This window comes from Paenibacillus sp. SEL3, from assembly GCF_054602585.1.
In genome coordinates this window covers 4,801,409-4,825,615 of sequence record NZ_CM137725.1, presented here as the reverse complement: position 1 = coordinate 4,825,615, position 24,207 = coordinate 4,801,409, and the positions used below count along the sequence as shown (strand labels likewise).

Sequence of the window (24,207 nt, the reverse complement as noted above, 5' to 3'; positions counted from 1 at the left end):
ACAGCCATACAACCGTATTTTTCATACCTTCTTTGTAACATATATGGCAGGGCTTTGACCAAGATATAGAATCTATCAATTCAATAGGCACAGCCTATAAGCTGGTTTTTTCATCAGAAAAAAAGAAAACAGGACCGAAAAAACCCGATCCTGTAAACCCAACTCTTAAGTCTGCATAAAAACTAAGATTTATAATCTACGCGATTACTGTAATTTTTACGCTTGTCGATTAAACCATTCAGCGCATCCACGTAAGCCCGAGCACTTGCTTCCAGAATATCGGTGCTTACCCCGCGTCCCTGTACAGACAGTTCGTTTTGCGTCAGCACTACATGGACTTCACCCAGAGCGTCCTTACCATGGGTAACAGACTTGATGGAGTAATCTGAAAGTACAACGCTCTCACCGCTGGCTTGATCAATCGCATTATAGATCGCATCGACTGAACCATTTCCTTCAGCTTCTGTCTCAATAACCTGATCTTCATCGTTAACCAGACGCACTTGTGCGGAAGGCGTAGCCTTATTCCCGTAGGTAACAAAAATCGTTTCCAGCTTGAAGACTTCAGGTGCATCAGCCAATTTTTCTTCCAGCAATGCCAAAATATCATCGTCCGAAACTTCCTTTTTCTTATCAGCCAAATCCTTGAACTGCCCAAAGGCGCGATTCAGATCTTCTTCGTTCAATTCGTAGCCCAACTCGATCAAACGCTCACGGAAAGCATGACGACCTGAGTGCTTACCAAGTACCAGCTTGCTTTCTTTCAGACCGATACTTTCTGGTGTCATGATTTCATAAGTCGTTTTCTCTTTCAGCATGCCGTCTTGATGAATACCTGATTCGTGCGCAAAAGCGTTGGCTCCAACAATTGCCTTGTTGCCCGGCACTACCATCCCCGTCAAACGGCTAACCAAACGGCTCGTGCGCGCAATTTCAGACAATTGAAGAGACGTTTTGGCCTGGAAAAATTCCTGTCTCGTCTCCAGTGCCATGGCGATTTCCTCAATGGCCGTGTTTCCAGCACGTTCACCGATACCGTTAATGGTTCCCTCGATCTGATCCGCGCCGTTCAGGATGGCAGCAAGTGTATTAGCAGTAGCCATTCCCAGGTCATTGTGGCAATGTGCACTCAATTGAATCTTCTCCACATCGATTACATTTTCCTTAATATGTTTGAATATATTTCCATACTCATAGGGTGTCAAGTAACCTACCGTATCTGGAATATTGACGACAGAAGCCCCTTCTTGTACAGCCATGGTGACCATTTCAACCACAAATTCAAGCTCTGTACGGCCTGCATCTTCCAAGGAAAACTCCACTTTAGGCAAATATTTCAACCCATAGCGTATGGCAGCACGAGCAGTTTCCAAAACCTGTGCCTTCTCCATCCGCAGCTTATGTTGACGGTGAATAGGAGAGGTTGCCAAAAAGATATGGATACACGGGTCCTGAGCTCCCTTGAGTGCCTCGCGAACTGCATCAATATCCTGTTCCCTTGCACGCGAAAGACCAATCACCGTCGAATTTTTTACAGCTTTTGCTACTGCATTAACAGCTGCCAGATCACCCGGAGAAGCAGCCGGGAACCCAGCCTCCATACGATCAATTCCCAGCTTCTCCAACTGATGAGCGATCTCCACTTTTTCACGAGTATTCAAGTTCACGCCAGGTGACTGTTCTCCGTCTCTCAACGTTGTGTCAAATATATATATTTTGCGCAACCTAACGCACCTCCTCAGGATTAGGACCCTTAAATTACAATGCGGCTCACGCAATAAGCAGGGCCGCATTGTAATTAATATTTATAAATAATGCATGTAGTCGAATTCATAGTACAAAAGATTATTACTTTTTGATCCAATGCATCATTTCACGCAATTGTCCGCCCACCACTTCAATCGGATGGTTAGCTTCATTACGACGAGTAGCCGTCAGGAATGCACGTCCAGATTGATTTTCAAGGATGAAGTCACGAGCAAATTTACCTTGTTGAATGTCAGTCAACACATCCTTCATGGCTTTCTTCGTATCTTCCGTTACCACACGTGGTCCAGTTACATAATCGCCATATTCCGCTGTATTACTGATGGAATCACGCATCGTTGCCAATCCACCTTCATACATCAAGTCAACGATCAGCTTAAGCTCATGCAAACATTCAAAGTATGCCATCTCAGGAGCATAACCTGCTTCAGTCAATGTTTCAAAGCCCGCTTTTACAAGTGCGCTCACGCCGCCACACAATACCGCCTGCTCACCGAACAGATCCGTCTCCGTTTCTTCACGGAAGGAGGTTTCAATTACGCCCGCACGTGTACAGCCAATGCCTTTTGCGTAAGCAAGTCCGATTTCTTTGGCCTGACCCGTTGCGTCCTGCTCAATTGCGATCAGCCCCGGTACTCCAAACCCTTCTACATAAGTACGACGTACCATATGTCCTGGGGATTTTGGAGCAACCAGCAATACATCGCTATCTTTAGGAGCTACGATTTGTCCAAAATGAACGTTAAAACCATGGGAGAACAAAAGAGCTGCGCCTTTTTTAAGGTTAGGTTCAATTTCATTTTTGTACACAGAAGCTTGAGTTTCATCAGGTAACAAAATTTGAACCACATCTGCACGGCTTGTTGCATCAGCTACGTTCAGAACTTCAAAACCGTCGTTTCTTGCGACATCAGCCGATTTGCCTTCACGCAAACCAATAACAACATTCACACCACTGTCACGCAAGTTTTGTGCTTGAGCATGCCCTTGGCTACCGTAACCGATAACGGCCACTGTCTTTCCTTTCAATACGCTGAGTTCTGCATCTTTTTCGTAGTACGTTGTAACTGCCATGGTTAATTTCCTCCTTTTAATTGGACCCTTCATAATGAGCGGGTACTCCAAGAGACTTTCCCTCGTGATTAGCATCTAAAAATCTCTTCGAGTCCCCGCTCTTATGCGGGCGGTTCTTTATTGATGTAATGCGCTATAAGCGGTAATTCGTTAAAGCTCCATATTAAGCATTGCCACGTATCATAGCTGTAACCCCGGTTCGAGTCAACTCCCGAATACCGTAAGGCTTCAACAACTCGATCATGGCATCAATTTTTTCTGTATCGCCAATGACCTGTACAATCAAACTCGTCGTTCCAACATCAATTACAGCTGCTCTGAATGTTTCTACCACGCCCATAATCTCTGGCCGTTGAGGCGGTTCTGCCTTTACCTTTATCATCGCCAATTCCCGGGCTACCATTGGTTTGGAACTGAGATCGATGACCTTGATCACATCAACCAGCTTGTATAGCTGCTTTTCAATCTGCTCTAGGTTGTTCTCATCCCCTACAGTCACAATGACCATACGGGATAATCCAACTTCTTCCGATTGTCCCACAGTTATGCTCTCAATGTTAAAGCCGCGGCGACCGAACAGGCCGGACACACGTTGCAAAACGCCGGGTTGATCATTTACCAGTACAGCAATGGTATTTTTTGTTGTCATTTTACTCGTCCCCCATCAGCATTTGATCAATTGTCGAACCTTGCGTCACCATTGGATATACGTTCTCTTCCTTGCTGACTACAAACTCGACAACGACCGGTCCGGGTGTATCAAGCGCCTCCTGCCAAGCCCGACGTGCCTCTTCCTTATTCGTAGCACGCAGCCCTTTGACACCGTATGCTTCGGCAAGTTTCACAAAATCCGGACTTCCCGCCAGGTCAATGTGACTATACCGATTGTTATAGATCAATTCCTGCCATTGGCGAACCATTCCAAGCACCTGGTTGTTGATAATTACGATTTTAACCGGAATGTTATTGATTGCACAGATGGCTAATTCCTGCGAACACATCTGCATACCGCCGTCCCCGTTAATCGATATTACCAATCTGTCGGGATTGGCCATTTGAGCACCGATTGCAGAAGGGAAACCAAATCCCATCGTACCGAGTCCACCAGAGGTGACCCATGAGCGTGGCTGATTGAATTTGTAATACTGCGCTGCCCACATTTGATGCTGTCCCACGTCTGTCGTTACGATTGCACCACCCTTGGTCGTTTCATCCAACAACTCAACAACCCATTGTGGTTTAAGCACCGTTTCAGAATCCTTATAAGAATAAGGTTTCTCATTCTTCCAATGCTGAATTTGCGCTCTCCATGCATCTGCCAGGTCCGCACGTTTCACATCCTGATTCAGCAATTCCAGCACTGCCTTCACGTCACCCACGATAGGAATATCCGCTGCAACATTTTTTCCAATTTCAGCAGGATCGATATCAATGTGGACGATTTTAGCTTGAGGAGCAAACCCATCCAACTTGCCTGTTACCCGATCATCGAAGCGGGCTCCGATACAGATCAACAGATCTGACTGTTGAATCGCCTGATTGGAGGTGTATGTTCCATGCATCCCCGGCATCCCCGTCCACAGTTCATGTCCACTTGGGAAACCACCCAATCCGAGCAATGTTGTCGTGATAGGAATTTCCGTTTTACGAACAAACTCGTAAAGTGCTTCATGTCCACCGGAGTATACAACTCCTCCACCTGCCAGAATGAATGGACGTTCTGCTTCGGAAATAGCTTGAGTTAGCTTGTCTAGTTGAATTTTGTTGGGCAACACTTTCGGGTTATAACCCCGCATGGTCACAGGTTCCGTTTGTGGGACAAACAACGTCTGGGCTGCAGAAATATCCTTCGGAATATCAATCAGTACCGGTCCCTTCCGCCCTGTGTTGGCAATATGAAATGCCTCATGGATGATTCGCGGTAGATCCTCTACATCTCTTACCAGATAGCTATGTTTCGTAATCGGCATTGTAATTCCCGTAATATCGGCTTCCTGGAAAGCATCCGTACCGATCAGGGAAGATACAACGTTACCCGTGATGACCACCAACGGCACCGAATCCATAAAAGCCGTCGCAATACCAGTTACCAGGTTTGTCGCTCCAGGTCCGGAAGTCGCAATACAAACGCCCACTTTACCGCTCGCCCGTGCATAACCATCTGCCGCATGAATAGCTCCTTGTTCGTGACGAGTGAGGACATGCTTGAAATCCTTAAAGCCATACATGGCATCATAGATATATAACACTGCACCACCAGGATATCCGAAGACACAATCTACTCCCTCCAGCAACAGGCTACGGAGTAAAATTTCCGAACCTGTAATCACTTCAGGCTTCATCCACTTTTCACGTAATTCATTGGTTGACCTAACTTCAGGAATTTGTGCACTCATTGGTCATCCTCCTTTACAAAATTTACATACATCTGACATTTGTAAAAACAAAAAAACCTTTCATCCCTAGAACAGACTTGCTGTTACTGAGGGACGAAAGGCTGTAGCTTCCGTGGTACCACCCGTGTTTGCCCGATATTTCGCAATATCGAACCTTGGCAGGTACAGAAATCACAAAGGATCTCCATATCTGGCGTCTGTAACGTAGACCGTACGATTTTCCCTAATAGGTGATTTAGTACGCCGTTAATATCATCGGGCCCAAATACTTTTCAGGAAAACAGCTCCAAGGTGAGCTCGTTAAAAAGGGATTTTGGTGAAGCTTGCAGCTAATGCCTCACTCTCTGAACAAAAGAGCCCTAATCACTTCGTCCTCTTCATTGCCGTTGAGTTCATGTCATTCTTTCAAATGTTTAGACACATTATATGTCTCCCATCTGGGATAGTCAATACCCATATTTCATAAAAATTTATGTTTCTTTTCTGAAGCACCTCCGAATCGCACGCTTGTAAGAGGTACCCGCATATTATAAAAAAGACCACACGGTGAGACAGTACACTCCTCCAAAGCCACGTCTTATCTTGTTAAAAGGGTAGAAAAGGAGGCCCGTTTATGATTCGAAAACGCAGCTCTCAAGATGACAACATCATCTTTCGTCTAATCGAGCAAGAGCTTGTCCCCCTATCACATTTAAGCGCCCAGGAAATGGAACAAATACGCAAAGAATTACCCCGGCGCTTAAACCGGGGCATCACTTTTGTAGCTTGCAGACCGGATAATGCACAGGTTGTTGGCTTCATTCATGTTATGCTGCATGGCGAACTATTATACATTGATTTGATCGCAATCTCTTCGGCTCATCAAGGTATGCGATACGGAAAAAAACTGCTTGAGCATGCCGAACACTACGGACGACTGCGTCGCTGCAAGCGGGCTAAAGTGATGGTGGATGAAGACAATATCAGGGGGATCCACTTTTATCTGCGTCATCAATATCAAATGCTGCGATACGTAGCTCTGAGCCGATGCCACGAACTCGAAAAGTTACTGTAAAAAGTATCTTTTTCGGGCTCAGGATTTTGTATGACTAAAATAAATTAGGGTAATACGGATATCCTACCCCGGGGTATCCCCCGTCTGTATACGGGCCTGGCTGCGGACCATATCCTGGTCCTCCATAGCCCGGACCGTAGCCACCATATCCCCCACCATAGGCACCAATGTATGGAGCTGTGCCGATGGCAAGCAAGTCAAACAGCACCAGAGGAATAATTGCCTTCGTGTTTACTTTTTTCTTGCGGTTTGGTTGAAGAACCAGTCGGTTACCCGAAATGCGAATCAGCTTGCCGCTGACCTGGGAACCATCCTTGCGAGTAGCAAAGATGACTTTGCCGACAAGCTTCTCCACCTGCTTTCTGGTTACTGCCTGTTTCATCGTATTTCCTCCTTCTTCTCAACGGATGGACAGATTGAACGGCTCCTTGATAGCTCATCACCACCACAAAATAGACCGGAGCTGACAGGGGCCGAGCGTCCCGTCCAATCTGCATAGCACAGTCTATTCCATTCATGCCAGTAGCGTATGTTTAAATGCCTGCACAATATAAAAAAATCTGATACCTGCATATGCAGATACCAGATTTTTTATACACCCATGTACATTTTGCAAAACATACAGCATCAGTTGTTTATAAGTTTAACGCTTGCTTGGATCATAAAGTTGACCCAAAGCGGCCGGAGCGCGTGAACGTCCGACAGCCGCTACCAGTACAATAATCGTCAGGAGATACGGCAACATAAAAATAATTTCCTGGGGAATACTTTGTGACCATGCAAACAGCTGCACATAGTTGCGAATGGCTTGTGAAAAACCAAAAAACACTGCTGCGCCAAAAGCACCGAGCGGATTCCATTTACCGAAAATCATAGCGGCAATAGCAATATATCCCTGCCCCGAAACTGTATTGTGTGAGAACATGTTGGTTGTGGTCAGAGTGATTGTAGCTCCACCAATCCCAGCCAACGCCCCACTAATCATCACACCAATATAACGAAGACGATTTACTTTAATTCCCACGGTATCGGCCGCTCCTGGATGCTCCCCAACGGAACGCAAACGCAAGCCAAACGGTGTTTTATATAAGGTTAAATATCCAATAATAACCAATAGAATGGCTAGATATGTCGTTGGGTAAGCTTGAAAAAAGGCTTTTCCTGCAATCGGGATATCCACAAGGTAAGGGATGGATATTTCGTTGAAACCCTGAATCCGACCAGTGTCACCATCACCCTCAAATAAAAGCTTGACCATATACAGCGTACTACCTGCTGCCAGAAAATTAATAACTATACCACTTATTACCTGATCAGCTTTAAAGGTAATAGAGGCTACAGCATGAATTAGCGAAACCAGAATACCGAACACCGCAGCTGACAGCACACCTACCCAAGCCGCAGAGGTGCCTCCTAGTCCAGCTTGCTCGGCATAAAATCCGCCAACACCCGCTGCAAACGCTCCAAATACCATAAGTCCTTCCAACCCGAGGTTCGTCACACCGGATTTTTCTGAAAAAACTCCGCCGAGAGACGCAAAAATAATCGCCGTCGCAAAAACGAGCGTTGTATGGATTAATTCACCAAGTGTTAACCAACTCATTTTACAACACCTTCTCTTTCTTCCGCTTGGAGTAGAGCGGCTTCACAACCCAACGTACAATACCTTGGGCCGCAATGAAGAAAATAATCGAGCCAATGACAACCCGGATAATTTCGGGCGGTACATCTGCGCTAAAGCTCATCCCCGCAGAACCATACGTAAGCGTTCCAAACAAAACAGAACCAAGCAGCACACCAAATGGGTTATTCATCCCAATCAGAGCTACAGCGATACCGTCAAAACCCGTTCCCGGTGATCCTGCCATGACAGATTGATAATGGAATACTCCAAGCACTTCAAAGGCCCCTGCCAATCCGGCAAAAACTCCACTAATGAACATCGCTTTTATAATATTACGATTTACATTCATACCTGCATAACGGGATGCATCCTGATTAAATCCGACAGCCCGCAGCTCATAGCCCTGCTTTGTTTTCCACATAAAAATGTAGAAAAAGACTGCTGCCAGCACAGCAATAACCGTACCCCAATGTACCCGAGCATTCCCCATCATCTGGGACAGCCATTCGATGGAAATTGAAGCAGAAGGCTGAATATCCACAGAACGATTCTCACCTTCCATAAGTGCGAACTGATTGATCACCAAATTAGCCAAATACAGGCCGATCCAGTTCATCATAATACATGTAATAACTTCATTCACGCCTCGTTTGGCCTTCAAATAGCCAGCAATCGCAGCCCACAGGCCTCCGAAAACTGCGCCTGCAATCACAGCCAAAGGTGCATGAATGATAGCTGGCAACCCATGGAGTTTAATGCCCACAATCGAAGCAGCTGTCATACCTACCAGAAACTGACCTTCGCCACCAATATTAAACAATCCGGCGCGGGCCGCAAAAGCAAATGCCAACCCCGTCAAAATCAGCGGAGTCATCTCGCGGATAGCCTCTCCAAAGTTATAAGAATCTCCGTATACACGGCTAAACAAAGCAGAATAGGCCACAATAGGGTCATACCCGCCAATCAGCATCACGATAGCACCCAGAAGGAGACCCAAAATAATAGAGACCAGCGCCAGTACAAAGGAGTCTTTTGTGAATATTTTCAATAGATTAGCCATTCTCTACTCCTTTCTTCACTGCACTTCCTGCCATCATCAGCCCCAGTTCCTGGTCATTCGTTTCTTCTGGCAGCACTTCCCCGACAATCTTGCCCTCATATATGACAGCAATTCGGTCGGATACATTCATAATCTCGTCCAGTTCAAAAGATATGAGCAACACAGCTTTACCTTGGTCCCTCTGCGCAATCAGTTGTTTCTGGACAAATTCAATAGCTCCAACATCCAGACCGCGTGTAGGCTGTGCTGCAATGAGAAGGTCCGGATTTTTATCAATTTCACGTGCAATGATAGCCTTCTGCTGGTTCCCACCAGATAATGCTCTTGCCTTCGTGTGAATATCCGGTGTTCTAACATCAAACTTTTCGATGAGACTTTTAGCCTGTTTCTCTATAGCATCTTTGTTCAAGAAGCCATTTTTACTGTAAGGCGCCTGGTAATACGTCTCCAGCACCATATTTTCACTCATAGAAAAATCCAGCACCAACCCATGCTTATGACGGTCCTCTGGTATATGTGAAACGCCTGCCTCTGAAATTTTGCGTGGTGACTGATTGGCCACCTCTTGTCCGAGCAAACGAATGCTCCCGCCATCCACCTTGCGTAAGCCTGTCAAAGCTTCGATCAGCTCACTCTGTCCATTACCATCTACTCCGGCAATCCCCAAAATCTCGCCCGCCTTGACCTGCAGGTTCAACTCATTTAGAACATGAATACCATCCTTGTTTTTAGAAATTACATTGTTCATTTCCAATACCGTTTGTCCTGGTTGCGCAAGCTGCTTGTCCACTTTAAAGGACACACGACGGCCCACCATTTTCTCAGCCAGCTCATTTGGTGTTGTTTCAGACGTCTTGACCGTATCAATAACCTGACCTCGGCGAATGATCGTAACGGTATCCGCAATTTGCATGATTTCTTTAAGTTTATGAGTAATAAGAATAATTGATTTGCCTTCAGCCACCAAACGTTTCATAATATCCAGCAACTCAGTGATCTCCTGTGGTGTCAGTACAGCTGTAGGCTCATCGAAAATCAGAATATCTGCACCGCGATAAAGCGTTTTAATAATTTCTACACGTTGCTGCATACCCACAGATATATCCTCAATTTTGGCATTCGGATTCACCTGAAGGCCGTACTGCTCAGACAACCGCTGTACTTCTGCGGCAGCCTTTTTATAATTGATTTTCAGACCCTTACGTGGCTCCGAGCCCAGGACAATATTTTCGGTAACGGTAAACGGCTGTACGAGTTTAAAATGCTGATGCACCATGCCAATCCCCAGATCAATCGCCTTATTTGGACTATCAATCTGTACAGGTTTACCTCCGATTTCAATGGTCCCTTCATCCGGCTGATACAGTCCGAAAAGAATATTCATAAGCGTAGATTTACCCGCGCCATTCTCACCCAAAAGGGCATGAATTTCTCCCTTATGCAGCTTGATGCTGATGGAGTCGTTGGCAACGATGCCGGGGAATCGTTTTGTAATTTGCTTTAACTCAACGACGGGGGTCGCTGCATCCATGAGATCACCCTTATACACTTTATAGTATGTGCTCCAATGAGCTGATTTTGCCCGTTATAATCCATATAACTCCAGACGTAAGAACAAGGCTAGTCTTATGAACCAGCCTTGTCGCCACCTCTATATTCTTCAATCCAAAACTTATTTCGAAGGAACTGTAATTTCGCCCTTAATAATTTTTTGCTTGTATTGTTCTACAATATCAAGCACGTCTTTAGGTACGTTTTTCGTTGAAGTGTCTGCCAAACCAATGCCATTATCCTTCAGAGCCAGTGTTTCGACACCGCCCTTAAATTTACCGTCAATTACTTCTTTAGATACGCGTTTTACAGCTTCATCTACACGTTTTACCATCGAAGTCAATGTTACGTCGTCACCAAATTCAAGCGATTGGTCTTTATCCACACCAATAACCCATACTTGCTGACCTTGTTGCTTACGTGCGAGTGCTTCGTTAAATACACCTGTACCAGATCCGCCAGCTGCATGGAAAATAATATCTGCACCGCTGTTATAGATCGTCGCAGCCGCTGCTTTACCTAGATCCGGCTTATCAAATGCACCTGTGTAGTTAACTTCCAATTTTGCATTTGGATTTACAGCTTTAATTCCTGCTTCGAATCCTTTTTCAAAACGTTTGATCAACGGGCTATCTTGTCCACCCACAAAACCAATTTTGTTTGTTTTAGTAAGCTTACCAGCTACAACCCCCACCAAGAAGGAACCTTCATTTTCAGCAAAAACAACCGATTTTACGTTAGGCGCATCCACGACACTGTCAATGATCGCCAAATTCTTGCTCGGGTTGTCTTTCGCTACTTGTCCAATCGCATTCGCCAGATTAAAACCGATTCCCCAAGTCAGGTTAAAATCACCCTTAACAAATTGGTTCAGGTTAGGAATATAATCTTGATCGGATTTACTTTGCAGGTATTTAACTTTAACGCCTGATTCTTTCTCAGTGGCTTGTAGTGCCTCCCAAGCAGATTGGTTAAACGATTTGTCGTTTACTCCACCCACATCTGTAACCATGCCGATTTGGACATTCGATGTTTTGGCAGAACCACCTGTGTCTCCACCATTTGCGTTGGACGCACCTTGATTTTTGTTACCGCAGCCTGCGAGAATGACCAAGATCGCCAGCAGCATAACCAAAGACATACTGAACATTTTCTTCATGCTGATACTGTTCCCCCTTAGTGTTAGATCCCTGGACTGTCTCTTTTCTTTGAACATGTACATGCTCATGCATGTCATTTACTGACGAGACAGATCGTACAGAAGACTTACTTTAGAGATTATACAATTATGATCGGCTAAAATCTAGACAATTAATAACCTTGGGTCAATTTTTTTTAAAACCTCAACAATGTAAGCGCTACAATCTTAAAAAAAACATACATTCTTCCATCCTACGTCATATTTATTCGTATTTTGGAGAAAACAAAGTCTTTTCCGTACCATTGAGTATGTACAAAAAAAGGCATCCCTACACAGCGTACTGCTTGGGATACCTCTTTACCACTTTCGTGGTTTCCACGCCTTCATTATGAATAATTAAGCGTTGATTTTGCCTTTAGCAACAGTTGCCAAAGAGTTGAATGCATTAATATCATTGACTGCAAGATCAGCCAAGATTTTGCGGTTAATGTCCACACCAGCCAATTTCAGGCCGTGCATCAATTTGCTGTAAGACAAACCGTTCAAACGAGCTGCTGCGTTGATACGCACGATCCACAGTCTGCGGAAGTTACGTTTCGTCTGACGACGGTCACGGTATGCGTAAACAAGCGATTTCATTACCTGCTCGTTAGCTGTTTTAAAAATGCGGTGTTTGGAACCAAAATAACCTTTAGCAAGCTTCAATACTTTTTTATGACGACGACGAACGACGAATCCGCCCTTTACTCTTGCCATATCAAATGACCTCCCAAATAATGTTTATACTTCATTCATTGCCGTGCTGTGCTATTTCAGGTTAGCAAGACCTTGTTTCAGACGCTTAACGTCCCCAGGTGCCATCTCAGGGTTAGTACCCAGAACGCGTTTTGCACGTTTGGATTTGTGGGAAAGCAAGTGGTTTTTGTAAGCTTTGTAACGCATTACTTTACCAGTACCGGTAATTTTGAAGCGGCCTTTAAGGCTGCTATGTGTTTTCATTTTAGGCATTGAACTTCCTCCTTAATTTGTCATTGACTCTTTGGAGCCAATATCATAATCATGCTGCGTCCTTCGAGCTTGGGTTGGCGCTCCACGGTACAAAGATCAGCAACTTCCAATTTCACACGTTCGAGAATTTTTTGACCCACGTTAGCATGAGTAATTTCACGACCGCGGAAACGAACGGAGCATTTCACCTTGTCCCCTTCATTCAGGAACTTCACCACATTGCGAAACTTGGTTTGGTAGTCATGTTCCTCGATGTTGGAACGGAACCATACCTCTTTGATGTCAACGATCTTCTGGTTTTTACGGGCTTCCTTTTCTTTCTTCTGTTGCTCATAGCGGAATTTTCCGTAATCCATAATCCGACACACGGGCGGCTTCGCTTGAGGCGCCACGTTCACGAGATCCAAGTTTGCGTCAATCGCCATTTGCAAAGCTTCACGCGTCGGTTTAATCCCGATTTGTTCACCGTTCGCACCAACTAGACGTACTTCTCTCACTCGAATCTCATCATTGATCATATGTTCCTTACTAATAACCCTCCACCTCCAGAACCTGTTATTGTTGTATTGTGTTTAAGCACAAAAAAGGGATGACGACTACACAGCCGACATCCCTGTCTGATACTCAATTCATCATGAAAGTTCAATTCACAAATCATTGGATCATGACCAGCCGGCAATACCGGACAGGTGAGAAGTCGGACCTTCTACTTGTTAATCCATACTTTTCAATTAACATACTCAAATATCTTATCACGGTGCAATCGAGGTGTCAACACTTTAATAAAAATTGATGACACCGATCTCTAGTCCTATTCCACCGTCTAATTACCCTTGCTTGCTCTGCACCTCTTCTAGGCGAACGACACGCGTATGCTGGGTATGGCTCCATTGCTTGTTGTTTTGTGTGAAGAACGCATAGACCGTAATCGGATACCACGATATCGCATAGACCGGGAACAGCAATAAGTACAGATATACTTTTTTGAATGTGACCTTTTCCAAAATCATTGCGAGCACAAAAGTAGCAACATTCAAACCAATAGCTATAACACCGGTCCAAGCTGGCAACTGTACATAGATGTTCTCGATATTAGGTCCACCAAAGAAGGCGATATCTATCCACATAGCTACTGTCATCAAGAAGGTGAGCAGTACGATATACACGTTCAGACCATAAAGAGCCATATCGAATTTAATCAGGCTTCTATGCTTGATACTTTGCCACAGCAACGGGAAGAAATAACGACGAGCAACCGTGAAATGACCTTGCATCCAGCGCAGACGCTGTCTGGAGGAGGCTTTGAACGTCAACGGCTTTTCATCATATACCTTGGCATCGTAATTAAATCTTGGATATACGTTGCACTGCGTGCAGCGCATGGTGAATTCCAAATCCTCTACGAGACTTGTCGCACCCCAGCCCATTTCCTTAAGCAGATTTGTTTCAAAGCACATGCCTGTACCACCGAGGAAATTAGCCATGTTCAGATTGTGACGTGACAGCTGCCACAAACGGTTGATGTACCAATAAGATACCCCGTATGCCGCTGTAATCCAAGAATCCTCAGGATTCTTAGTATCAATGTACCCCTGGATAACACGGGCACCTGTACACAGATCATTGTTCATTTCACTCAAGAAATTGGTATGCGCCAAATTGTCAGCATCAAACATGACAATGGCATCATATTGGCGTGGCATAGCCCATAATTCCTTGAGCATCCACTCAATAGCGTAGCCTTTACCACGCAGATTCGGATTCGTACGTTCACAAGCATTCATGCCGTGAGTGCGAACGATGTCCGCAGTCTTATCTGTGCAGTTATCACAGATTACGAACACATCGTAAAGTTCCTTCGGATAATCAAGTTGCTTCAAATTTTCCATCAATGCTCCGACAACCTGTTCTTCATTGTGGGCAGCGACTAAAATGGCAAATGATTTTTCTGGAGCCGCGTGCTCTTTCCTTTTCTTCCGAACCAATCCGAACAAGGAGAATGCAAACTGATAGACTGCGATCACCGCCAGTATGACCTGGAGCGTCACAAAAATAGCGTCTAACATGATCTCTTGTTACCCCCTTTTTATACCCCTTAAAATCTTGCGTTTGTTTGTTTTCTATCTGTGTAGCGCAAGTTGCGGCGCTTTTCGCGCCTTTTCTGTAGTTTTTGACCCGACCCTTGCTTTCTTCATTGGCTGTGCGCAGCCCCCTTTTGGCTGACACAGGAACGCCATTACGATTTTCGTTGGTTTTCAATCTTTTGTCAAAGCCCTTAAACCGGTCTCAGCAGCAAAAAAACACAACAAACTCCCGTTTAAACCGGGAATGCAGCGCTGGACTTCTCATTCATGACGTTTAGGTCTTATTTTCATCCATTTGCTAACTTTTTATTTCTTTGGTCCCTCCTTTTTGTGGGCCAATTAGCAACCACTTCTAAACACTCTATCTTATTAGACGGATGAACGCAAAGAAAGTTATACAATACAGCTTATATTCCATTAACATTTTTGTGTAGAATTGAACCAAGTAAGTTATGAATCTTTAGTGATTCTTGAAATGAACAGCGTTTAAAAATATGATGAGAGCAAGAGAATAATTACTTATGGTCTGATTATGTCAAAATGACTCAAAATATTTGCCGACTGACCTGAACCGGCAACCGGAGGAAACCAAATGCAACGTCTAGTCGTAAAACTTGTAAGTCTGGAGCAGCAGTTGTTCAAATGGATCAACGGACGCTTACACAACCGTTTTTTGAACTTCTGGCTTTATTATCTCACACATTTAGGCGGGGCTACCTTTACTATAGCCTCCACACTCCTTATTTGGTGGCTCGCTCCGAACCCGTGGAAAGATTCCGGTATGAAGGGAGCCATCGCTCTCGGGGTCAGTCACATCCCCGTAGCTATCGTTAAAAAGCTGTACCCACGGATTCGCCCGTATTTAGCGCTACCAGGTACAAATACATTCCGTAACCCCTTGTCGGACCATTCTTTTCCCTCAGGGCACACGACCGCTATTTTTTCAGCTACCGTGCCTTTTATGCTACAGTCACCGATGCTAACACTGCTGCTGTTGCCTGTAGCGACAATTGTAGGTTTTTCTCGGATTTATCTAGGTCTCCACTACCCAACGGATGTACTTGCAGGAGCGGTGATCGGAACGTCTGCAGCAATAGGAACGGTTGCATTCTGGCCTTAAAGCCGATATGGTATGATTGAGAACATCCCAGCAGGAACAGGTGAAATGAGAGTGGCTAAAAAACGAGTGTTATTATTATCGGAAGGTTTCGGTGCCGGACATACTCAAGCTGCCTACGCGCTCTCAAGCAGTTTGCGGAAGCTTTCTCCGAATGTGCAGACAAGAGTGCTGGAGCTGGGGAGTTTTTTGAATCCAAGAATGGCCCCCCTTATTATTACAGCATACAAGAAGACTGTCGTATCGCAGCCTCGCCTAGTCGGATTGGTTTACCGTCATCAGTACAAAAAATCATTAAACCGTCTTACAACGCTCGCTTTGCACCGTCTGTTCTACACGCAGACCCGAAACATTCTCCGGCAGCTTCGTCCCGATTTGGTGGTATGTACTCATCCCATCCCAAGCGCGGTAATTTCACGTTTGAAGCGCTTAGGTTTACATGTTCCGCTTTGTACTGTTATTACAGACTACGATGCACATGGAACATGGATTAGTCCCGAGGTTGACCGGTACTTTGTATCTACGCCTGAAGTCATGCGTAAGCTGCGAGCACGCGGAGTACCCGTCTCGAAAATCCAGGTGACCGGTATTCCCGTTCATCCAAATTTTTGGGAACATCCTGGGCACGATGAAATTAGAGAACAATTTGGACTTAAACCCATCCCGACCGTACTCGTTATGGGTGGCGGCTGGGGCCTTATGAATGACGAAGTTATACATCGTTCGCTTACTCAGTGGAGAGAGAACATTCAATTTATTTTTTGTTTGGGGCATAATGATAAAATTCGTCGTAAAATGCAATTAGATCCCAGGTTTAATCATCCAAATATTCATATCTTCGGATTTACACGGGAAATCGACAAATTAATGGAGGTATCGAATCTGCTCATCACCAAACCCGGCGGAATGACATGCACCGAGGGATTGGCTAAAGGGATTCCGATGCTGTTTCACAAACCTCTCCCTGGACAGGAGGAGGAAAATTGTCAATACTTTACGGCTCAAGGCTACGGAGAACCGATTACTTCGCTGGATGTTGTCGTGAAATGGATGAACCGACTGCTACACGATTTTCCAGAAATCGTCCGCAAACGACAGGAGCACGTCCACAATGTAGCGCGATATTATCCTCTTCAGAGCGCACAGAGTATTTTGGATATACTGGAACCGAACAGGGTGCTTTCCTAAAAGGAAGCACCCTGTCTTATTTTATCCATTTGATCTTTTTTTTATTTCCCGTACTTTTCAAGGCGTGTTTTTCCGTACTCTTCCAAAGCATCTTGGCCGATCAGCACTTCGACTCGATGAATATTCATACCCTTGCCCATGAACTTTTGTTCATATTCCGTCATGACATGCTCCTCGTTGATCCCCTCACGATGAAGGTTTAACGAAATATTCGTCATTTGTAAACCGCTATCGGCAAACGAATTCAAAGAAAACTCAAATAGTGTCTCCGAATCAGTCTTAAAATGAATTTGTCCTTTGCTGTTCAAAAGCTGACGGTACTTGTCCAAAAAACGCGGATGCGTCAAACGACGACGTGCATGCTTGGCTTTAGGCCAAGGATCACTAAAATTTAGATAAATGCGTTCAATTTCTCCTGGTTCAAAAACATTCTCGATCTGTTCAATGTTTGCCAGTGCCAATTTAATATTAGGCGGCGTATCAACCTCTGAATTACTCCAGGCCAGACGGGACTTTTCTGTTGCACGGCGAACCAGCTCATCATACATATCAAAGCCAATATAGTTAACCTCTGGATTCCGGAAGCTCATTTGGCTTATAAATTGCCCTTTACCCATACCGAACTCTACATGAATGGGACGATCATTACCAAAAAGCTGTTGCCATTTCCCCTTATACTGTGCCGGCTCCAAGATGACTAGATCCTGCTGTTCTTCCAGACTTTCCCGTATTCCTTTTCTTCCGCGTAAACGCATGTTACTCCTCCATATACTCTGTTATCAAGGAAAAAGGAATTTCACCCCCGCTTGAAGATACGGAAATGAAATTCCTTTTTCAATATATTTGGATTGGGGTCCAACTAATTTAATTGTTCATAGTCTACCCCATCAGCAGGTGAAAAATCAATTGTCTTTTGGCAAGCCGCTCTGATTTTTTGACGTGCGGTCGTTCCAATCTGACGATCCTGCCCAAAACGGACACCAGTCAATGCCAACGCCTCATCAAAGGTTAACTCAACAGTAACTTTATCCATACGCGTCTTATCCTGCGCATTCATAAAAGATCACCTCACGGGTTATTTGTGATGGAACCGACGTGCACTTACCCTAAAACAGGCGATAGAAACAGCACAGCTGCCTCCCTGAAGAATAATCATTAGCAACGGATAACTTTTATCTTCAGGATCGAAAACAGTCCTTTTATTGTATGTCTGGTACCGCTTACAATATAACATATTGTGTAACCTTTTTCAATCCGAAACGCCATGAAATCCGCACATTTTATTGACTTGTTCGGTCAAATGATTCCCAATGAAGACTAATTTTTGTTACAATAGGGTGATCGTAAAAAAAGGAGTACACCCATGAAAACAGATTTATTGCCTGCTCCTCTCCTGTGGGGAGATAAACGGTTCCACACTTGGAATTACGAAATGCGTGAGCAATTTCAAAATAAAGTGTTCAAAGTCATGCTAGATGCGGGTTTTACCTGTCCGAATCGCGATGGCTCCATCGCTAAAGGGGGCTGCACCTTTTGTAGCGCACGCGGATCGGGTGATTTTGCCGGGCGTCGTCGTGATGATCTGGTCACCCAGTTTAATACGATTCGGGATCGACAGCATCTAAAATGGCCAAACGCCAAATATATTGGCTATTTCCAAGCCTACACGAATACGTATGCCCCGGTTGAGGAACTGCGAGAATACTTTGAGGTAATTCTGGAGCAGCCCGGCGTTGTCGGTCTGTCCATCGCTACACGTCCTGATTGCCTGCCTGACGATGTAGTGGATTACCTTGCCGAGCTAAACGAACGCACGTACCTGTGGGTCGAAATGGGTCTGCAAACCGTCCATGAATCGACCTCAGAGCTGATTAACCGCGCTCATGATACTCAATGCTATCTGGAGGCGGTGGAAAAGTTGCGCAAGCGGAATATCCGCGTGTGCGCCCACATTATTTATGGTCTGCCCCAAGAGACGCATGAAATGATGCTTGATACGGGACGTGCAGTAGCGGCTATGGATGTGCAGGGCATCAAAATCCACCTGCTGCATCTCATGCGCAAAACGCCTATGGTCAAGCAGTATGAAGCGGGATTGCTACGCTTTCTGGAAAAGGACGAATACGTGAAGCTGATTGTTGATACGCTGGAGTTTTTACCTCCCGAAATGATTGTTCATCGGTTAACCGGAGATGCCCCACGCGATTTGCTAGTGGGACCCATGTGGTCGCTCAAAAAATGGGAAGTGCTCAATGCCATTGATCATGAACTGAAGTCACGCGAAACGTGGCAGGGAAAATACTGGAGGCAACCTTAAATGGGATTCCTATCCGTCCTGAGCTACGCTCATCAATTGGTGGCTACGCGGGTGCAGCCAGGCGATACTGCTATAGACGCTACCGTCGGTACAGGAGCAGATACGTTATTTCTGGCAAAAGCTGCTGGCAAACGGGGCCGTGTCTATGGCTTTGACATCCAGCAAGAAGCACTGCATTGCGCCCGTCGTCGACTGGAAGAAAACGCTTCACCTTCATTAGCAGAAGTATCGCTACTACTACAAGGTCATGAGCAAATGCGGGAGGCCGTTCCGGACATGCTGCATGGCAAAGTCGCTGCGGTCATGTTTAACCTTGGCTACTTGCCATCCGAAGGCGCCGATCCTACGGTCATCACGCATACGCACAGTACGCTCGTCGCACTGGATGCTGCCTTACAATTGCTGCGACCACGCGGCATTCTGACTGCCGTACTCTATCCAGGGCATGCTGGAGGAAGTGAAGAAGCAGATGCCGTTCTTCAATGGGCTTCTGCTCTCCCGGTCTCCAGCGGTCAAAGCATTATTTATCGTCAATTACAACGAGCCGCTTCACCTTACGTAGTGGCAGTTGAGAAGAAATAATGTCGGATTTTAAACTCAGGTTATGAGCGGCTTTTTTAGCCGCCTTACATATATCATTTTTTTAGCTCGTTTGGGCGCTATTCATCCCAGTTTATTGCCCATCAGCACGTTATTGATTTCCCTATTCTGTTAGATCACACTCATTTACTCATTATGGAGGAGAGAAATTATGCTAAAGCCATACCCGCTGCAATTTCAACCTGAGTTCAAAGAGAGAGTTTGGGGAGGACGGGCCTTAGAGCAATTTGGTCTAACCCCACCAGAAGGACATATCGGGGAAGGATGGATGATTGCCGATCATCCAAACGGAACAACAACGGTCATCAATGGTGAGCTGGCAGGCAAAGGACTGGATGAAATTCGCGAGACCTACGGGCAAGATTGGCTCGGGGCCAAGGGTGTATCGGAAAAAGGCGGACGATTCCCACTTTTGATCAAACTACTGGATTGTAATGATGACTTATCCGTTCAGGTGCATCCGACAGATGATTACAAAGGACTTCCAGCCGGAGAATTAGGAAAAACTGAAATGTGGTACGTGCTTGATGCCAAGCCGGATGCCAAGATTATTTATGGTCTGACCGAAGGTGTAACCCGCGAGAGTCTGCGTACAGCTCTTGAAAGTGGGGACATCCTCGGCAGTTTGCGCCAGGTTCCAGTCGAAGCAGGCGATACATTCTTCATCCCCGCTGGAACCGTACATGCACTGTGTGCAGGCGTTGTCGTTGCTGAAATCCAGCAAAATTCGGATACTACCTATCGCTTATATGACTATAATCGCCCCGGACTGGATGGCAAGCCTCGTGAGTTGCATATCGAGGATTCCCTCAATGTAACCTCCTACGCAGGTGCAGGCGCAACAACGATGAAAACGGACGGCTTACAGCCTGGAAAATGGCTCCAGCTGGCAGCCTGTGAGTATTTTGTTGTGGAAAAGGGTATCGTAGATGGAAGTTGGGCACTTTCTACAACGGAAGACAGCTTCACCATTCTCGTGATTTGTGAAGGCAGTGGGACCATAACATGGAACAATAATACCGAGTCTCTTTCCTGTAAAGCTGGAGATTGCTTCCTGTTGCCCGCTAACCTGAGCGGTTACACGCTGAATGACGGAATGACCGTACTTAGATCTTATCTTCCTTAAAGCTTAAAGGATGTGATGTCTAATTATGCGGGAATACACCTTCACCATCGCTGAAAATGACGGAACAGAGCTTTTTGCCTACCGCTGGCTGCCCGATCAGAATTTGCCCATTAAGGGGATTGTTCAAATTTCGCATGGTATGTGCGAGACGTCCTATCGGTACATCCGACTGGCCGAAAAGCTTACTGCTTGCGGTTACGGTGTGTATGCCAACGATCATATCGGTCACGGGCGCACGGCTGGTGATCCTGATAAGCTGGGTATGCCAGGAGCTGATGCGTTTAATCGAATGGCAAATGGCATGCTGGAGCTAGGCGAAATTGTGGCTAAGGAATTCCCTGAACAGTCTCGTTTTTTGCTGGGTCACAGCATGGGGTCCTTTTTAACCCAGAAAATTATGTATGACGATCGGCAGACGTATCATGGGTTTATTTTATCGGGAACCAACGGAAGACGTGGTCTTCTAAAACTCGGAGAGCAAGTTGCTCTACTGCAAGCCAAACTGCAAGGAATGGATCATCGCAGTATGTTGCTCAACGCTATGGTCTTTGGAGGCTTTAATCGTGCCTTTCGTCCGGTGCGCACAGCGTTCGACTGGCTGTCCCGTGATCCTGAGGAAGTAGATCAGTTCGTGCACGACCCATTATGTGGAGCTATTTGCACGACAGGCTTTTTTCTGGATTTTTTCAGGCTATTGCAAGAAATCCACTGGCCTTCCTCGCTGAAACATATCAATCCCAAACTGCCAGTTTATATTTTTGCCGGGGATCGTGATCCAGTGGGTTTGTTCGGTAAAGGCGTGTTGTCACTAGTGGAAATGTATCGAAGCCTAGAGCTTCAGGACATAGAGTATCGCCTCTATCCTGATGGTCGCCATGAGATGCTTCATGAAACAAACCGCGACGAGGTGATGAGTGACATCGTAGACTGGCTCGACCGTCATGTTAATACAGAGGTGACCTCTGTTTCCACATTGTCTGGAGCCTCCGATGAACCTGAACAATCAACCTCGTCCAAGTCATCAGCCTTGTGAGGAAATAAGAAAAGAAACCTTTAAAACCACGATTAAAGTGGGATTGAAGGTTTCTTTTCTTATTCCTTTTTATTTTCCATTTGGGTTAGTTTTAAAAATCACCATGCATTTCGTTCTCTCAGGGAAGTAATATGAGCTGTGTGATGTTTGCCATGCCAGGCATAGATACCGATGTTTCGTTCCAGGCGGATCGTCTGGCCCGATTCAGGATGAATAAACGATCGGTGTAGCTGATCCTCTCCCAACGATCGCAACACGGTCACCCACCGTTCATGCAGTCCTTCTAGCAATTGCAACGAGGGCTCCAGTGGAAGTTCCCTGGCGTCTGGTATTTCGGCCCAACGTCCCTCATCATATGGCTTGATCGTCGGTGTATCCTCCGTCAGCGCCAGCTTAAAACGGATATAGCTGTTCATATGGCTGTCTGCCACATGATGAACTACCTGCCTTATCGTCCAGCCCCCTTCACGATAAGGCGTATTTAGCTGCTGCTCATTCAGTCCTTCGACCGCCAGACGCAGCTGTGCAGGCAATTCAGCAATGTCGTGAATCCATGCGATAAGCTGTTCTTCTGTAATGGTGTCTGGAACAACGAATGATCCTATCGGATAGCGCAAGTCTTTGTCCAAAACAGTTCCCGCCCTTCTCTACATCTACTGACAGTAATGTCTGTAGCCTTATGTGATAACTATGCAGGAAAAAAAGCAGACTCGCAAGAGTCTGCTTTTGTCATACACGTAAAGAGGAGATACACTTACCTCATTTATTTTATCCTTCCAGTAACAATGATTCCGGATCTTCCAGCAATTCTTTGACCGTTACCAGGAAACGAACTGCCTCACTACCATCAATAATCCGGTGATCGTAGGACAACGCGATATACATCATCGGACGATTTTCCATTCGTTCCTCGTCGATGGCAATCGGGCGAAGTTGGATTTTATGCATTCCCAAAATCCCCACTTGCGGCGTATTGAGAATTGGCGTAGACAGCAGGGAACCGAAAATACCTCCATTGGTTATGGTAAAAGTTCCTCCTTGCAAGTCGGCCAGAGAAAGCGAATTGGAGCGTGCTTTGCCAGCCAAATCTGCAATGCTCTTCTCAATCTCAGCAAAGCCAAGACGATCGGCATCCCGCACAACTGGCACAACCAAACCTTCCTTGGCAGATACAGCAATCCCAATATCATAGTATTTTTTCAGTACGATATCATCGCCATTAATTTCAGCATTCACGGTAGGGAAGCGCTTGAGAGCACCAACCACTGCCTTTGTAAAGAAGGACATAAAACCCAAGCCTACATCATGTTTTTCCTTAAACTTATCTTTACGGCGTTTACGCACATCGAGAATGGCGGTCATATCCACTTCATTAAAAGTGGTCAGCATGGCAGCTGTCTGCTGTGCTTCAACAAGACGCTTAGCGATCGTCGCTCTGCGACGAGACATGCGCTGGCGTTCCACAGGCTTGCTGTACTCCGTTTGCGCTGGAGACGGAGGCGCAGGCTTGCTAGTAGCGGCAGACGCAGGTATAGATGCTGCAGGTGATACTTCAGCGCTGTTATGCGTTTTTACGTCCTCCTGGAATACACGTCCGAGCGGGTCCTTTCCCTGTACCTGCTCAAGATCAATCCCGCGCTCACGCGCTAACTTCCGTGCAGATGGTGATGCCGTCTGGCCATTTCCGTCGCTATTCGATGAAATAGGCGGTGCAGACTTTTCTTCTACTTTAACGCCGCCTCCTACGGAAGACGGTGAAGTCGCTACGGACGGTGCTTCAGGCGCTTGAGTCGCTGCAACTTCTCCAGCACCGGTTGAATCCGCACTACCACTGCCGCTTCCGATCAGACCAACAGCTTCACCAATGACCACAGTATCTCCCTCCTGACGAAGGATTTTCTGCACCACACCTGCTTCTTCCGCACTAATTTCCAGATTGACCTTATCGGTTTCCAACTCCAGCAGAACATCTCCCTGTCCTACGGAATCCCCTTCCTTCACAAGCCATTTGGAGATTGTTCCCTCCGTGATGGATTCTCCCATTGCCGGCACTATAATATCGCTCAC

General features: G+C 45.8%; 24 protein-coding genes. 7 read left to right on the top strand and 17 right to left on the bottom strand.

Annotated elements, in window-relative coordinates; genetic code table 11:
* Nucleotides 1-182: 182 nt before the first annotated feature.
* The 4 genes from ACYCS5_RS22260 to ilvB all read right to left on the bottom strand — a co-directional run bounded on the left by ACYCS5_RS22260 (nucleotide 183) and on the right by ilvB (nucleotide 5,237).
* Nucleotides 183-1,724 (bottom strand): 2-isopropylmalate synthase, encoded by a 1,542-nt coding sequence (locus ACYCS5_RS22260; protein ID WP_209949860.1) that lies wholly within the window; start codon nucleotides 1,722-1,724, stop codon nucleotides 183-185.
* A gap of 124 nt (nucleotides 1,725-1,848) precedes the next feature.
* Entirely contained in the window at nucleotides 1,849-2,841 is a 993-nt protein-coding gene (gene ilvC / locus ACYCS5_RS22255) for a ketol-acid reductoisomerase (RefSeq protein ID WP_013309387.1), read from the bottom strand.
* Between the two features lie 163 nt (nucleotides 2,842-3,004).
* The gene (gene ilvN, locus ACYCS5_RS22250) at nucleotides 3,005-3,490 is read right to left on the bottom strand and encodes an acetolactate synthase small subunit (protein ID WP_023987760.1); all 486 of its coding nucleotides are present in this window, start codon (nucleotides 3,488-3,490) and stop codon (nucleotides 3,005-3,007) included.
* Between the two features lies 1 nt (nucleotide 3,491).
* Nucleotides 3,492-5,237 (bottom strand): biosynthetic-type acetolactate synthase large subunit, encoded by a 1,746-nt coding sequence (gene ilvB / locus ACYCS5_RS22245; protein WP_029516475.1) that lies wholly within the window; start codon nucleotides 5,235-5,237, stop codon nucleotides 3,492-3,494.
* A 613-nt stretch (nucleotides 5,238-5,850) separates the two neighbouring features.
* Here ilvB and ACYCS5_RS22240 point away from each other — a divergent pair.
* The gene (locus ACYCS5_RS22240; RefSeq protein WP_029516474.1) at nucleotides 5,851-6,291 is read left to right on the top strand and encodes a GNAT family N-acetyltransferase; all 441 of its coding nucleotides are present in this window, start codon (nucleotides 5,851-5,853) and stop codon (nucleotides 6,289-6,291) included.
* A gap of 34 nt (nucleotides 6,292-6,325) precedes the next feature.
* Here the strand turns inward: ACYCS5_RS22240 and ACYCS5_RS22235 are convergent, their stop codons facing one another.
* The 9 genes from ACYCS5_RS22235 to ACYCS5_RS22195 form a co-directional block, all read right to left on the bottom strand.
* Nucleotides 6,326-6,673, bottom strand: coding sequence for a hypothetical protein (locus ACYCS5_RS22235; RefSeq protein WP_023987757.1), 348 nt, complete (start codon nucleotides 6,671-6,673; stop codon nucleotides 6,326-6,328).
* A 261-nt stretch (nucleotides 6,674-6,934) separates the two neighbouring features.
* Entirely contained in the window at nucleotides 6,935-7,894 is a 960-nt protein-coding gene (locus ACYCS5_RS22230) for an ABC transporter permease (RefSeq protein ID WP_340954881.1), read from the bottom strand.
* Between the two features lies 1 nt (nucleotide 7,895).
* Nucleotides 7,896-8,975, bottom strand: a complete 1,080-nt coding sequence (locus ACYCS5_RS22225; RefSeq protein ID WP_069012850.1) for an ABC transporter permease — start codon at nucleotides 8,973-8,975, stop codon at nucleotides 7,896-7,898.
* Complete coding sequence (locus ACYCS5_RS22220) at nucleotides 8,968-10,506, bottom strand: ABC transporter ATP-binding protein (RefSeq protein ID WP_029516472.1); 1,539 nt, start codon at nucleotides 10,504-10,506, stop codon at nucleotides 8,968-8,970. The genes ACYCS5_RS22225 and ACYCS5_RS22220 overlap by 8 nt, the downstream gene beginning before the upstream one ends.
* 141 nt (nucleotides 10,507-10,647) lie before the next feature.
* Nucleotides 10,648-11,685 carry a BMP family ABC transporter substrate-binding protein gene (locus ACYCS5_RS22215; protein ID WP_459760141.1) on the bottom strand — a complete coding sequence of 346 codons (1,038 nt, stop codon included), beginning with the start codon at nucleotides 11,683-11,685 and terminating at the stop codon, nucleotides 10,648-10,650.
* A gap of 378 nt (nucleotides 11,686-12,063) precedes the next feature.
* Complete coding sequence (gene rplT / locus ACYCS5_RS22210; protein ID WP_007429517.1) at nucleotides 12,064-12,423, bottom strand: 50S ribosomal protein L20; 360 nt, start codon at nucleotides 12,421-12,423, stop codon at nucleotides 12,064-12,066.
* A gap of 51 nt (nucleotides 12,424-12,474) precedes the next feature.
* On the bottom strand, nucleotides 12,475-12,675 hold the full coding sequence (rpmI, locus tag ACYCS5_RS22205) for a 50S ribosomal protein L35 (RefSeq protein ID WP_013309379.1): 201 nt from the start codon (nucleotides 12,673-12,675) through the stop codon (nucleotides 12,475-12,477).
* A gap of 20 nt (nucleotides 12,676-12,695) precedes the next feature.
* Entirely contained in the window at nucleotides 12,696-13,193 is a 498-nt protein-coding gene (infC, locus tag ACYCS5_RS22200) for a translation initiation factor IF-3 (RefSeq protein ID WP_010349250.1), read from the bottom strand.
* A gap of 309 nt (nucleotides 13,194-13,502) precedes the next feature.
* On the bottom strand, nucleotides 13,503-14,741 hold the full coding sequence (locus ACYCS5_RS22195) for a glycosyltransferase family 2 protein (protein WP_459760140.1): 1,239 nt from the start codon (nucleotides 14,739-14,741) through the stop codon (nucleotides 13,503-13,505).
* A gap of 610 nt (nucleotides 14,742-15,351) precedes the next feature.
* Here ACYCS5_RS22195 and ACYCS5_RS22190 point away from each other — a divergent pair.
* Nucleotides 15,352-15,879 carry a phosphatase PAP2 family protein gene (locus tag ACYCS5_RS22190; protein ID WP_029516469.1) on the top strand — a complete coding sequence of 176 codons (528 nt, stop codon included), beginning with the start codon at nucleotides 15,352-15,354 and terminating at the stop codon, nucleotides 15,877-15,879.
* A gap of 51 nt (nucleotides 15,880-15,930) precedes the next feature.
* Nucleotides 15,931-17,064, top strand: coding sequence for an MGDG synthase family glycosyltransferase (locus ACYCS5_RS22185; protein ID WP_029516468.1), 1,134 nt, complete (start codon nucleotides 15,931-15,933; stop codon nucleotides 17,062-17,064).
* A gap of 41 nt (nucleotides 17,065-17,105) precedes the next feature.
* Here the strand turns inward: ACYCS5_RS22185 and trmB are convergent, their stop codons facing one another.
* The gene (gene trmB, locus ACYCS5_RS22180; protein WP_029516467.1) at nucleotides 17,106-17,819 is read right to left on the bottom strand and encodes a tRNA (guanosine(46)-N7)-methyltransferase TrmB; all 714 of its coding nucleotides are present in this window, start codon (nucleotides 17,817-17,819) and stop codon (nucleotides 17,106-17,108) included.
* Nucleotides 17,820-17,923: 104 nt separating this feature from the next.
* Nucleotides 17,924-18,121 (bottom strand): hypothetical protein, encoded by a 198-nt coding sequence (locus ACYCS5_RS22175; RefSeq protein WP_013309373.1) that lies wholly within the window; start codon nucleotides 18,119-18,121, stop codon nucleotides 17,924-17,926.
* Nucleotides 18,122-18,427: 306 nt separating this feature from the next.
* On the opposite strand from ACYCS5_RS22175, the gene ACYCS5_RS22170 reads away from it, so the two are divergent.
* The 4 genes from ACYCS5_RS22170 to ACYCS5_RS22155 all read left to right on the top strand — a co-directional run bounded on the left by ACYCS5_RS22170 (nucleotide 18,428) and on the right by ACYCS5_RS22155 (nucleotide 22,140).
* Nucleotides 18,428-19,381: a tRNA modification radical SAM protein MnmL/YtqA gene (locus tag ACYCS5_RS22170; RefSeq protein WP_029516466.1), complete on the top strand. Its 954-nt coding sequence runs from the start codon at nucleotides 18,428-18,430 to the stop codon at nucleotides 19,379-19,381.
* Nucleotides 19,382-19,963, top strand: coding sequence for a tRNA 5-(aminomethyl)-2-thiouridylate-methyltransferase MnmM (locus ACYCS5_RS22165; protein WP_029516465.1), 582 nt, complete (start codon nucleotides 19,382-19,384; stop codon nucleotides 19,961-19,963).
* Between the two features lie 169 nt (nucleotides 19,964-20,132).
* On the top strand, nucleotides 20,133-21,107 hold the full coding sequence (locus tag ACYCS5_RS22160) for a type I phosphomannose isomerase catalytic subunit (protein WP_029516464.1): 975 nt from the start codon (nucleotides 20,133-20,135) through the stop codon (nucleotides 21,105-21,107).
* A gap of 25 nt (nucleotides 21,108-21,132) precedes the next feature.
* Nucleotides 21,133-22,140 (top strand): alpha/beta fold hydrolase, encoded by a 1,008-nt coding sequence (locus tag ACYCS5_RS22155; RefSeq protein WP_029516463.1) that lies wholly within the window; start codon nucleotides 21,133-21,135, stop codon nucleotides 22,138-22,140.
* Nucleotides 22,141-22,238: 98 nt separating this feature from the next.
* On the opposite strand, the gene ACYCS5_RS22150 is transcribed toward ACYCS5_RS22155, so the two are convergent.
* Complete coding sequence (locus ACYCS5_RS22150) at nucleotides 22,239-22,769, bottom strand: YfiT family bacillithiol transferase (protein WP_029516462.1); 531 nt, start codon at nucleotides 22,767-22,769, stop codon at nucleotides 22,239-22,241.
* A 139-nt stretch (nucleotides 22,770-22,908) separates the two neighbouring features.
* Nucleotides 22,909-24,207: a 2-oxoglutarate dehydrogenase complex dihydrolipoyllysine-residue succinyltransferase gene (gene odhB / locus ACYCS5_RS22145; protein ID WP_459760139.1), complete on the bottom strand. Its 1,299-nt coding sequence runs from the start codon at nucleotides 24,205-24,207 to the stop codon at nucleotides 22,909-22,911.

Excerpts from the sequence above, each read along its gene's own strand:
- ilvC (WP_013309387.1), bottom strand. The coding sequence starts at position 2,841 with ATGGCAGTTACAACGTACTACGAAAAAGATGCAGAACTCAGCGTATTG.
- ilvN (WP_023987760.1), bottom strand. The coding sequence starts at position 3,490 with ATGACAACAAAAAATACCATTGCTGTACTGGTAAATGATCAACCCGGC.
- ilvB (WP_029516475.1), bottom strand. The coding sequence starts at position 5,237 with ATGAGTGCACAAATTCCTGAAGTTAGGTCAACCAATGAATTACGTGAA.
- ACYCS5_RS22240 (WP_029516474.1), top strand. The coding sequence starts at position 5,851 with ATGATTCGAAAACGCAGCTCTCAAGATGACAACATCATCTTTCGTCTA.
- ACYCS5_RS22235 (WP_023987757.1), bottom strand. The coding sequence starts at position 6,673 with ATGAAACAGGCAGTAACCAGAAAGCAGGTGGAGAAGCTTGTCGGCAAA.
- ACYCS5_RS22230 (WP_340954881.1), bottom strand. The coding sequence starts at position 7,894 with ATGAGTTGGTTAACACTTGGTGAATTAATCCATACAACGCTCGTTTTT.
- ACYCS5_RS22225 (WP_069012850.1), bottom strand. The coding sequence starts at position 8,975 with ATGGCTAATCTATTGAAAATATTCACAAAAGACTCCTTTGTACTGGCG.
- ACYCS5_RS22220 (WP_029516472.1), bottom strand. The coding sequence starts at position 10,506 with ATGGATGCAGCGACCCCCGTCGTTGAGTTAAAGCAAATTACAAAACGA.
- ACYCS5_RS22215 (WP_459760141.1), bottom strand. The coding sequence starts at position 11,685 with ATGAAGAAAATGTTCAGTATGTCTTTGGTTATGCTGCTGGCGATCTTG.
- rplT (WP_007429517.1), bottom strand. The coding sequence starts at position 12,423 with ATGGCAAGAGTAAAGGGCGGATTCGTCGTTCGTCGTCGTCATAAAAAA.
- rpmI (WP_013309379.1), bottom strand. The coding sequence starts at position 12,675 with ATGCCTAAAATGAAAACACATAGCAGCCTTAAAGGCCGCTTCAAAATT.
- infC (WP_010349250.1), bottom strand. The coding sequence starts at position 13,193 with ATGATCAATGATGAGATTCGAGTGAGAGAAGTACGTCTAGTTGGTGCG.
- ACYCS5_RS22195 (WP_459760140.1), bottom strand. The coding sequence starts at position 14,741 with ATGTTAGACGCTATTTTTGTGACGCTCCAGGTCATACTGGCGGTGATC.
- ACYCS5_RS22190 (WP_029516469.1), top strand. The coding sequence starts at position 15,352 with ATGCAACGTCTAGTCGTAAAACTTGTAAGTCTGGAGCAGCAGTTGTTC.
- trmB (WP_029516467.1), bottom strand. The coding sequence starts at position 17,819 with ATGCGTTTACGCGGAAGAAAAGGAATACGGGAAAGTCTGGAAGAACAG.
- ACYCS5_RS22175 (WP_013309373.1), bottom strand. The coding sequence starts at position 18,121 with ATGAATGCGCAGGATAAGACGCGTATGGATAAAGTTACTGTTGAGTTA.
- ACYCS5_RS22170 (WP_029516466.1), top strand. The coding sequence starts at position 18,428 with ATGAAAACAGATTTATTGCCTGCTCCTCTCCTGTGGGGAGATAAACGG.
- ACYCS5_RS22165 (WP_029516465.1), top strand. The coding sequence starts at position 19,382 with ATGGGATTCCTATCCGTCCTGAGCTACGCTCATCAATTGGTGGCTACG.
- ACYCS5_RS22160 (WP_029516464.1), top strand. The coding sequence starts at position 20,133 with ATGCTAAAGCCATACCCGCTGCAATTTCAACCTGAGTTCAAAGAGAGA.
- ACYCS5_RS22155 (WP_029516463.1), top strand. The coding sequence starts at position 21,133 with ATGCGGGAATACACCTTCACCATCGCTGAAAATGACGGAACAGAGCTT.